Annotated in this window: 11 protein-coding genes; 6 read left to right on the forward strand and 5 right to left on the reverse strand. The window is 63.7% G+C overall.

Annotated features, from left to right (window positions below; translation table 11 throughout):
- From Q7V20_RS24055 to lpxC, 3 genes are all read right to left on the reverse strand, one after another.
- Window positions 1–1,460 (reverse strand): AMP-binding protein (locus Q7V20_RS24055; RefSeq protein WP_304796804.1); only part of this gene is annotated, 1,460 nt, incomplete at its 3' end.
- Between the two features lie 122 nt (window positions 1,461–1,582).
- Complete coding sequence (locus Q7V20_RS24060; RefSeq protein ID WP_304796808.1) at window positions 1,583–1,768, reverse strand: hypothetical protein; 186 nt, start codon at window positions 1,766–1,768, stop codon at window positions 1,583–1,585.
- Between the two features lie 21 nt (window positions 1,769–1,789).
- Window positions 1,790–2,725, reverse strand: a complete 936-nt coding sequence (lpxC, locus tag Q7V20_RS24065) for a UDP-3-O-acyl-N-acetylglucosamine deacetylase (RefSeq protein WP_304796811.1) — start codon at window positions 2,723–2,725, stop codon at window positions 1,790–1,792.
- Between the two features lie 166 nt (window positions 2,726–2,891).
- Between lpxC and Q7V20_RS24070 the strand changes: the two genes are divergently transcribed.
- A complete protein-coding gene (locus tag Q7V20_RS24070; protein WP_304796814.1) occupies window positions 2,892–3,863 on the forward strand; it encodes a DUF535 family protein in 972 nt (323 codons plus the stop codon).
- Between the two features lie 21 nt (window positions 3,864–3,884).
- Here Q7V20_RS24070 and Q7V20_RS24075 read toward each other — a convergent pair whose 3' ends face one another.
- Entirely contained in the window at window positions 3,885–5,084 is a 1,200-nt protein-coding gene (locus Q7V20_RS24075) for a class I SAM-dependent methyltransferase (protein WP_370652563.1), read from the reverse strand.
- Between Q7V20_RS24075 and Q7V20_RS24080 the strand changes: the two genes are divergently transcribed.
- Together Q7V20_RS24080 and Q7V20_RS24085 are read left to right on the forward strand one after the other, a co-directional pair.
- Window positions 5,083–5,874 (forward strand): SDR family oxidoreductase, encoded by a 792-nt coding sequence (locus Q7V20_RS24080; RefSeq protein ID WP_304796816.1) that lies wholly within the window; start codon window positions 5,083–5,085, stop codon window positions 5,872–5,874. The genes Q7V20_RS24075 and Q7V20_RS24080 overlap by 2 nt on opposite strands.
- Window positions 5,875–5,883: 9 nt before the next feature.
- Window positions 5,884–6,255, forward strand: a complete 372-nt coding sequence (locus Q7V20_RS24085; protein WP_304796819.1) for a dihydroneopterin aldolase — start codon at window positions 5,884–5,886, stop codon at window positions 6,253–6,255.
- A 22-nt stretch (window positions 6,256–6,277) separates the two neighbouring features.
- On the opposite strand, the gene Q7V20_RS24090 is transcribed toward Q7V20_RS24085, so the two are convergent.
- Complete coding sequence (locus Q7V20_RS24090; protein WP_304796821.1) at window positions 6,278–7,567, reverse strand: hypothetical protein; 1,290 nt, start codon at window positions 7,565–7,567, stop codon at window positions 6,278–6,280.
- Between the two features lie 131 nt (window positions 7,568–7,698).
- Between Q7V20_RS24090 and ttcA the strand changes: the two genes are divergently transcribed.
- From ttcA to Q7V20_RS24105, 3 genes are all read left to right on the forward strand, one after another.
- On the forward strand, window positions 7,699–8,667 hold the full coding sequence (gene ttcA, locus Q7V20_RS24095) for a tRNA 2-thiocytidine(32) synthetase TtcA (protein ID WP_304796824.1): 969 nt from the start codon (window positions 7,699–7,701) through the stop codon (window positions 8,665–8,667).
- Window positions 8,660–9,325 carry a DUF4136 domain-containing protein gene (locus Q7V20_RS24100; RefSeq protein WP_304796827.1) on the forward strand — a complete coding sequence of 222 codons (666 nt, stop codon included), beginning with the start codon at window positions 8,660–8,662 and terminating at the stop codon, window positions 9,323–9,325. Before ttcA ends, Q7V20_RS24100 begins: the two co-directional genes overlap by 8 nt.
- A 25-nt stretch (window positions 9,326–9,350) precedes the next feature.
- The coding region (locus Q7V20_RS24105) for an NTP transferase domain-containing protein (RefSeq protein ID WP_304796832.1) at window positions 9,351–9,488 on the forward strand (138 nt) is incomplete at its 3' end.

Consider the following 9,488-nt stretch of genomic DNA (forward strand, 5'->3'; position numbering starts at 1 on the left):
GCGTCGCGGGTGGCCAGGTCAAAGGAGTTGTAGATCAGCTTGCCGGCAAAACTGTTCCAGTAGGTGCGCACGAAACGCGCGTTGTCCTGCCAGATCGTTTGCAGGCATCCGGGCGGCAAGGGCCCTTCGATGGCGAGCACGCCGCGCTGCCCCGGCTCGGTCAACTCCTTGCCGGTGGTCTGGTGCAGCAGCTTGACCCGGTAGCCCGGCATCGGCACGCCGGGTGAGCCCGGTTTGGTGGGCTGGTCGGGCTGAACGCCGCGCGCCACCGCCAGCACGGGCCAGCCGGTCTCGGTCTGCCAGTAGTTGTCCACCACGGGCTTGCCGAGGGCCTCGCTGATCCAGCGGGCGGTGGGCTCGTCCAGCGGCTCGCCCGCCAGGAACAGGTGCTTGAGGCTGGACAGGTCATGCTGTTCGAGCACGGCAGGGTGGTGCTTCTTCAGTTCGCGGATGGCGGTGGGCACCGAGAACATCACGGTGACCTGGTATTTTTCGACCAGGGACCACCAGGTGGCGGCGCCGGATTGGCGCGAGAGGCCCTCGTGCACGATGGTGGCCATGCCGGCGATCAGGGGGCCGTAGACGATGCAACCATGGCCTCCGTCCGAACTGATGTCGCCGGTGCCGAAGAAGGTCTCGCCCGCCCTGCCATCGTAAATCTGGTCCATGGAGGTGGCCAGGGCCACGGCATAGCCGCCGGTGTCGCGCTGCACCGCCTTGGGTTGGCCGGTGGTGCCGCTGGTGTGCAGCATGTAGCTGGGGTGGTTGGATTCGACCCACTCGCAGGGCACGATGGCGTCCATCACCTGCTGGCGCGCGTCGGCATAGTCAACGTCCTGGGGCGCTTGCAGGTCCACCGGGGCCAGCCCGCGGTTGACCAGCAGCACATGTTTGACCGGCCGGTTCGCCAGGCTCAGGGCTTCGTCCAACAGTGGTTTGCAGGGCTGCACCTGGCCGTCCCGCGCGCCCGCGTCGGCCGTGACGACGACACGGGGGGCCATGTCGTCGATGCGGTTGGCCAGTGCCTGGGCGGACAATCCACCGTACACCACCGAGTGAATGGCCCCCAGCCTCACCGTGGCCAGCATGGCGATCACGGCCTCCAGCATCATGGGCATGTAGACCACCACCCGGTCACCCTTGACCACCCCCAGGTTCTTGAGCACCGCGGCCATGCGCTGCACTTCCACGAAGAGTTGGCCGTAGCTGAGGATGCGGTCGGCGCCGGTGCTGGCCGACACATGGATCAGGGCGGGCTGGTCAGCGCGCGCCATGAGGTGCCGATCGACGGCGTTGTGGCACAGGTTGGTCAGCCCACCCACGAACCAGCGGGCAAACGGCGGGTTGCTGTGATCACAGACCTGGTCAAAGCGGCGGCGCCAGTCAATGCGCGCGGCCTGTTCGTGCCAAAAACCATCGCGGTCGGCAATGGACCTTTGGTACAAGGCCGAATAGTTCATTTTTCCAACTCCCTGCGGTGTCTCTTTTGGTGTTGACCTCGTGTTGGATCAAGCGGAGTCCGTCAGGGGGATGCTATCGCGGACTGGTCTTTCTGAACAAGGGGTATACGTGCCCGGGGTTTTCAGATGAACACCGCGGCGCGGCGCAGGATCAGCAGGCCGAAAAAGCCCAGGCCCAGCACCACCATCCATTTGAGCATCTGCACGGCGCGCTGGCGCCAGATGACCTGGCCCGTCACGGTGTAGGCGGCCAGGCACAGCACCATGGCCAGGGCCATCAGCAAGACCATCCAGCGGAACAAGATCATGGTTGAGTCACCTTGCAAGCCTTACCAGGCGGGGGCCAGCTCGGCCATGCCTTTGGGGGCTTGGGCCTCGTCGTCAAAGGTGACGATCTCATACGCCGATGGGTCGGCCAGCAGGGCGCGCAACAGCACATTGTTCATGGCGTGGCCCGACTTGTAGGCGCTGTAGGCGGCCAGCAAGGGGCGGCCCACCACGTACAGGTCGCCAATGGCGTCCAGGATCTTGTGTTTCACGAACTCGTCGTCGTAGCGCAGGCCATCGCTGTTGAGCACGCGGTGGTCGTCGATCACGATGGCGTTGTCCATGCTGCCGCCCAGACCCAGGCCGCGTGAGCGCATCACTTCAAAGTCTTTGGCGAAACCAAAGGTGCGGGCGCGGGCGATGTCGCGCTTGTACTGGCCACTGCCGAAATCGAATTCCACGCGCTGGCCGGTCTGGTCAACCGCGGGGTGGTCGAAGTCGATCTCGAAGGCCAGCTTGTAGCCGTGGTACGGGTCCAGGCGTGCCCATTTCAGGGTGCGGCCTTCGCCCTCGCGCACTTCCACCGGCTTGATCACCTTGATGAAGCGCTTGGGCGCTTTTTGCAGCTCGATGCCCGCGCTTTGCAGCAGGTAGACGAAAGCCGCCGACGAACCGTCCAGGATGGGGACTTCTTCGGCGGTGATGTCCACGATCAGGTTGTCCAGGCCCAGGCCGGCGCAGGCCGACATCAGGTGCTCGATGGTGTTGACCTTGGGCAAGCCCGGGTCGCCACCAGGCGAGATGGTGGAGGCCATGCGGGTGTCGCACACCGCCAGGGCATTGACCGGGATGTCCACCGGGTTGCTCAGGTCCACACGCCGAAACACGATGCCGGTGTCGATCGGGGCGGGCCGCAAGGTCAGTTCGACCCGTTGGCCGCTGTGCAGTCCCACGCCCACGGCGCGTGTCAGGGATTTGAGGGTGCGTTGTTGCAACATGTTGCGATTATCGACTCAGTGTGAAATGCACGTTCTGCGCGGGTATTTGCCCGGGGGCCTTCAGGAAAAACCGCGTGTCTCTCCGAATACCGGTCCGTGTTAATAAATGTGAACATATGTAACATTTCTTGACCGCGGGGCCGTGGTCGTCACCAGCGAGTAGTCCATGCCCACGACATTCACCCTCCCCCGCGCGTCCGACCAGGCCTTGGCGCAGCGCGTGCCGGACAAGGGCGAAATGAATCCCCTGGTGGCCCTGGTCAAAAAGGAAATCGATGCCAAGGCGGGGTTGGGCATTGGCCGCACCTGCCTGAGGCTGCTGTCGGTGGTGTGGCACGCGGGGCAGCATCGCGAGGTGGTGCAGGCCATCTCGGGCGCTCACACCAAAGGCCTTCTGACGATCTATTCCCGGGCGGTTTACCGCTACACCTTGCCGTACCTGTCCATGCGGTTTGACCGGGTTCAGCGTCAACAGATGCTGGTGGGGCACTACGATTTCGTCAACCGTGCGCTGCATGCCAGTTTTTTCCAGCGTGTGCTGAATGAGACGATGACCCTGTGGCAGCGTGAGATCGACGGCCGCGTGTTCTCCATTTCAGTGGGTGGGCCTTGTCTGCACCGTGAAGGTGACCTGACCATGGTTTTCAAGATGGATGGCTGCGCCCTGTATAGGATGGCTTTTTCGGTGGTCAAGGCGCCGCTGCTGAAGCTGGATGCCGTGTCGTCGAGCCATGTCCTGTATGTGGGGCAGGTGCAGGGCTATGCTGATCGCTTTGCCCAGATCCGGCAAGCCACGCGCCTTTGCCGCGATGTGGCCCCCGCTGACCTGCTGATGGCCGGGGTGGCAGGCTTGGCGGCGGCCTTGGGCATCACCATGGTGGCCGGGGTGGGGGTGGAAAGCAGCCTGTCGTACCAAAGCCTGTTGGCGTTGAACGCCAGCACCAGCTATGTCGATTTCTGGGAGAAGTTCCAGGGCATGCGCGCCGAAGGGGGGCATTACCTGCTGGCGCTGCCCCTGGCCGAAAAGCCCATCAGCCTGATCAAGGCCAACCACCGGGGGCGCACGCTGGCCAAGCGCGAGCTCAAGAAAAGCGTCTCCGAAGAGGCCGAATTGGTGATGCGCCCCCTGGTGCTTTGAGTCAAAGCCCCACCAGCCGCTTCACAGCGTGTGCGTGCGGTCGCCCTGGCTGAAGCCGATGGCCTCGAACCAAGGGTCTTTGACAAAGCCGATGACCTTGAACAGCTCGCCCATCTCGTGCTCGGCGATCAGCATTTGCGCGGCCGCTCGGGTCTTGAAATCGGCCGCTGAGGTGCCGCCGCCATCGCCAAGCTGCGCCAGCAGGCCGCAATTGCTCAAGAAGCGCCCCTGCGTGGTGTAGCCCAGCACTTCCCAGCCGTTCTCCTGGCCTGACAGCGCGATGCCGGTGAAGTTCACATGCGTGGTGATGTCTTTCTCGCCCACATTGACCAGGGGATCAGGATCACTGCGGTGGCCCTGGTGGCACATCAGGGTGCCGCCGGTGCGTTGCGGGTGGTAGTACTCGCCCTCGGGGAAGCCGTAGTCGATGAAGAAGGCCGCGCCCCGTGTCATGCGTTGGGCCAGGGTCGCGATGAAGGCTTCGGCCTGCCCGTGGGTTTCGACCACGGTGCCGGGAACGAACTCGTTGTCGGGGCGTTCGGTGGGCGCGCGGGCGCCTGGGGGGGCGGGCTGGTCGGCCCACACAAAGACCGCTTCATCCGCCTCACTGGCCAAACCCACGCCGCGTTCCATCCAATGATCGCCAGTCCAGGTCAGCAGGTGCACAGGCATGGCGTCCAGCACTTCGTTGCCCACGACCACGCCTTGCAACTGGTCGGGCAGGCTGTCGGCCCAGACCACCTTGTGGGCCATCTCGGGCAACGCTTTGACCAGGGCATGGTGCTGCCGGTCCCGCAGGGTGCCCGACAGATCGACGATGGTGTAGCGCTGGAGGCGGTCGCCCAGGGTGCCCAGCAGCTGGATGGCCAGGGCGCCGCTGCCCGCACCGAACTCCCAGACTTCATCGGTCCCCGTGGCTTCCAGGGCTTCGATCACTTGCGTGGCCAAGGTCTGGCCGAACAGGGGGGTGAGTTCGGGCGCCGTGACAAAGTCGCTGCCGTCTTGCGGCATGTGGCCCAGCACGCGGCGGCCACTGCTGTAATAGCCCAGGCCGGGCGTGTACAGCGCCAGTTCCATGAAGCGCTCGAAGCGCATCCAGCCCCCGCGCTGGCGGATCTCGTCGCGGATCAATCGCGCCACCGGGTGGGCGTTCAAGGGGGCGGACACTACACTGTGCTCAGTCGGATCTTGGCGGTTCATGCGCCATTGTAGAAAGTCCATGCCCGATTCCACCGCATCACCCTCTTCATCATCCACCGCGCGCACCGTCCTGGTCACTGGGGCTGGCAAGCGCCTGGGCCGTGACATCGCCCTGACCCTGGCCCTGCAGGGCTGGGACGTGGCCGTGCATTGCCGCCACTCATTGGACGAGGCCCAGGCCACCGCCAAGGACATCCAGGCCCTGGGCCGACGCGCCGTGGTGCTGCAGGCCGACTTGTCGGACGAGGCCGCTTGCCGAACCTTGGTGCCGCAAGCCGTGCAGGCCCTGGGCTCGCTCGACGCCGTGGTCAACAGCGCCTCCACCTTTGATTTTGACGACAGCGCCACCTTCACCTACGCCATGCTGGAGCGCCACCTGCGCGCCAACACCGCGCCCGCCATCGTGCTGGCCCAGGCCCTGGCCGACCACATCGCCACGCGGCCCGGCACCAATGCTGCCGTGGTCAACATGCTGGATCAGAAGCTGTGGAACCCCAACCCGGATTTCTTGAGCTACACCTTGTCGAAAGCCGCGCTTGAATCAGCCACCACCCTGCTGGCTTTGAGCCTGGCGCCGCAGGTGCGCGTGGTGGGCGTGGCCCCGGGCCTGACCTTGACCAGCGAAACCGTGCAAGGCGAGAAGTTCGAACAGCTGCACCGCCTGTCGCCCCTGGGCCGTTCATCGACCGCGCAAGACGTGGCGGCCACCGTGGCCTTTGCCCTGGCCAACCGCTCCATCACCGGCACCACCTTGCTGGTCGATGGCGGCCAGCACCTTCAGCGGTTCGACCGCGATTTTTCAAAAATGTGAGGACGCGCCATGTCGCTGACCCGAGGCAACCAGACCCTGAACCTGAGCGGGCTGCGTTTCAACACGACGCTGGGCCTGCTGCCCCATGAGCTGACCGAATCGCAGCCCATCCTGGTCGATGCCGAGCTGAACATGGGCAGCCAGCCCCTGATGCCGCGCGATGACGACATCACCCATGTGCTGGACTACCGCAAGGTGCGCAGCATCATCATCGAAGAGTGCAACGCCACGCACGTCAACCTGCTCGAATCGATGATTGGCAAGGTGTGCCTGCGCCTGATGGACCTGCCCGGCGTGCTGGGCGTGCGCATCAAGATCGCCAAGCTGGAGATCTTTGACGATTGCGAAGTGGCGATCAGCATGGAGACCGGGCAGTGGTGATCTGACTGGTCCCCCGGCGTCGTCAAGGCTTGGCGTTGAGGCGTGCCCACGTGAAGGTCGTGGGCAAAGTGCTGGTGTAGTGATAAATGAGCACCGAGCCACTGTTGTTGATGGCCAGGGGGCAGCCCCATCGGGTGCCCGCAGGCAGGCTCACGCCTTTGCTGGCCCACTCTTGGGTCAAGTCCAGCAGCACGCCGTTTTTCCAGATGAATGGCCGAGCGTCCACCGTTTGTGGGCCAGCGGCGCTCAAGATGCAACCCACCACGGTGCCTTGGTCATTCATGGCAGTCGCTTGAACCCCATCATTGTTGGGGCTGACCAAGGGGGTCACGCTGTTGTTCGCCCAGACCATGCTGCTGGATCGCAGTTGCCGCTCAAAATCATAGGGGCTGACGGTCAAAGACATGCCGTTGTCGCCGACCAGCAAGACCTGCCCAGCGTTGTTGATGCTCAAAGGCTTGTGGCGCGACAGGCTGACATCACCCACGGTGGTCAGCCGTTGGTTGACCCACAGCGCAGGCAAGCTTTGGTAGCCCGCGCTGGGGTCGTTGCGAAGGACGGTCCCCACCACCGTGCCTGTGTCATTGATGTCGATGGGAGACAGGCTCTGGTAAGGGCCGACCTCCAGCGTGGTGTAGGTGCCATTGCTGAACACCAGGGGTGTGCTCACGAAATTGACCTCGCCGCTCGCGCTCACGGGGCGGCTGAAGACGCCGACGATCGCTCCGGCATGGTTCATGCCCTTCGCGGAAAACATGCTTTTGAAGCTGCTGGTGTTGGAGTTGCCCAGGCTCTTGGCCAGCAGCGCCGACAGGTCAGTGTCAACGGTGCCTTTGCGCAACATGGTGGTTGAACCCACTGAGCCGGGTGCAAACACATTGGCGCCTCGGAAAGAGCTGCCATAGATGGTGGTCACGCTCGGGAAAACCTCAGGCGACACCGAGCTGCCAAGCTCCGAGGTCTTGTTGAAGGGGCCGACCTGCCAGCCGCTGTTGTTGGCGAGCTTGGGGAAGAGGTACTTGCCGCCCAGGGTGGCCGGCGCCGTGGCCGTGGTGCCGCTCCAGGACACCGCCTGGTACAAATAAGCCGGGAGGAACGTGAAACGGACGAATTTCACCCCCGATTTGTAATACATGGCACCACGCACCACACCTTGGTCGTCCAGCGTGGTGGGCACGAAGGAGTAGGCGCCAGTGGGCTTGCCCAGCACGGTCATGGTGTAGGCCGATTGGGCCACGGCGGCGGTGCTGAAGCCTGCGGTCAGGGCGGCGGCCAGCAAGCTGGCCATGGCGGTGGGGCGGTGAAAGGACATTGAAAACTTCCCTGTGGTGTGTGCTCGTTGGCGCAATGTAACCTTTGGCGTTAAATGAGCTTTACAAGGTATTCCCCATCGACTTTCAGCCGGGATTGGCCAGATGGCGCCAGATCGGCGAAAATTGCAGGATGAACGACGCCGTACTCACCGACACCCGCCCCGAATTCCTGCACCGCACCGACGAAGCCAAGGCCGAAGACGCCAAAGCCAAGAAGCAGGCTTTCGAAGCGCAAAAGCTCTCCAAGCGCCTGCACCGCCAAGTGGGCCAAGCCATCACCGACTTCAACATGATTGAAGGCGGTGACAAGGTCATGGTCTGCATGTCGGGCGGCAAGGACAGCTACGCCATGCTCGACGTGCTGATGAACCTGCAAAAGCGCGCCCCGGTGGCGTTCGAGTTGGTGGCCGTCAACCTGGACCAGAAGCAGCCCGGTTTTCCGGAGCACGTGCTGCCCGAGTACCTGACCAAGGTGGGTGTGCCTTTCCGCATCGAGGAACAGGACACCTACAGCGTCGTCAAGCGCGTGATCCCCGAGGGCAAGACCACCTGCAGCCTGTGCTCGCGCCTGCGCCGGGGCATCTTGTACCGCGTGGCGTCCGAGCTGGGCTGCACCAAGATCGCCTTGGGCCACCACCGCGACGACATGCTGCAGACCCTGTTCATGAACATGTTCTTCGGCTCCAAGCTCAAGGGCATGCCGCCCAAGCTGGTCACAGACAACGGCGATCATGTGGTCATTCGTCCCATGGCCTACTGTGCCGAGAAGGACTTGGCCACTTATGCAGAACACCGTCAGTTCCCCATCATTCCCTGCAACCTGTGTGGCAGCCAGGACGGCCTGCAACGCCAGCAAATGCGCGAAATGATCAACGAATGGGACCGCAAATTCCCCGGCCGCGTGGACAACATGTTCACGGCCCTGTCCAACATCGTGCCCTCGCACCTGATGGACCGCAGCCTCTACCCCTTCACCACCATCCAGGCCTCAGGCCAGCCGGTGGCCGGTGGCGACATCGCCTTTGACGAAGAAGAAAGCTGCGGCCCCGTGGGCGAATCCAAAATCTCCATCGTGAGCATTCGACAACAAGATGATTGATCACACCCCGCGTCGCTGGATGAGAGTGGCGGCCACCGCGCTGTTGGTGGCCGGTGCCGCCGTGCTCAGCGGTTGCGCGGCCTTGCATTCGGTGACCAGCGAGGTCTCCAGCTTTGGCAACTGGCCCGCCGAGCGCAAGCCGTCGGCCACCACCTATGCTTTCGAGCGCCTGCCTTCGCAGCAGGTGGATGCACCCTTGCAAGCCAATGTCGAAGCGGCTGCGGCGCCCGCCTTGGCCACCGCTGGCTTCACCCTGGCAGCCACGCCCGAGTTGGCCGACGTGATGGTGCAGGTGGCCATGCAGTCGCGCCTGTACCAAAGCCCTTGGCGTGACCGCTGGGGCCCTTACGGTCCCTATGGCCGCGTAGGCTTTGGCAGCTGGTACGGCGGTGGCAGCCGCTTCGGTTTTGGCCTGGGCCTGTCGTTGGAGCCGCCCATGAGCGAGATGCAGGTTGATCTGCTGATCCGTGACAAGAAAACCACCAAGGTCTTGTACGAAACCCACGCCGTGCGACAGCAAAATGGTGGCTGGGACGAGCGCATGATGGCGCCCATGTTCGCGGCCGCACTCAAGGATTTTCCGCTGCCTGCCATCAGCCCGCGCATCGTGTCCATTCCCCTCAAACCCAAAGACGCTGAAGCCCCTCCGAAGCAGTAGTCGTCACCAGTCCCCCAGGATTCCCATGTCGCTTTCCATTGTCATCATGGCTGCCGGCAAGGGCACCCGCATGAAGTCGGCCCACCCCAAGGTGCTGCACAAGATCGCCGGTCGCCCCATGTTGTCCCACGTCATCAGCACCACCTCCAGCTTGTCGGCGGCG

The sequence above is a fragment of the Aquabacterium sp. genome, assembly GCF_030652515.1.
Taxonomy (GTDB): domain Bacteria; phylum Pseudomonadota; class Gammaproteobacteria; order Burkholderiales; family Burkholderiaceae_C; genus Aquabacterium.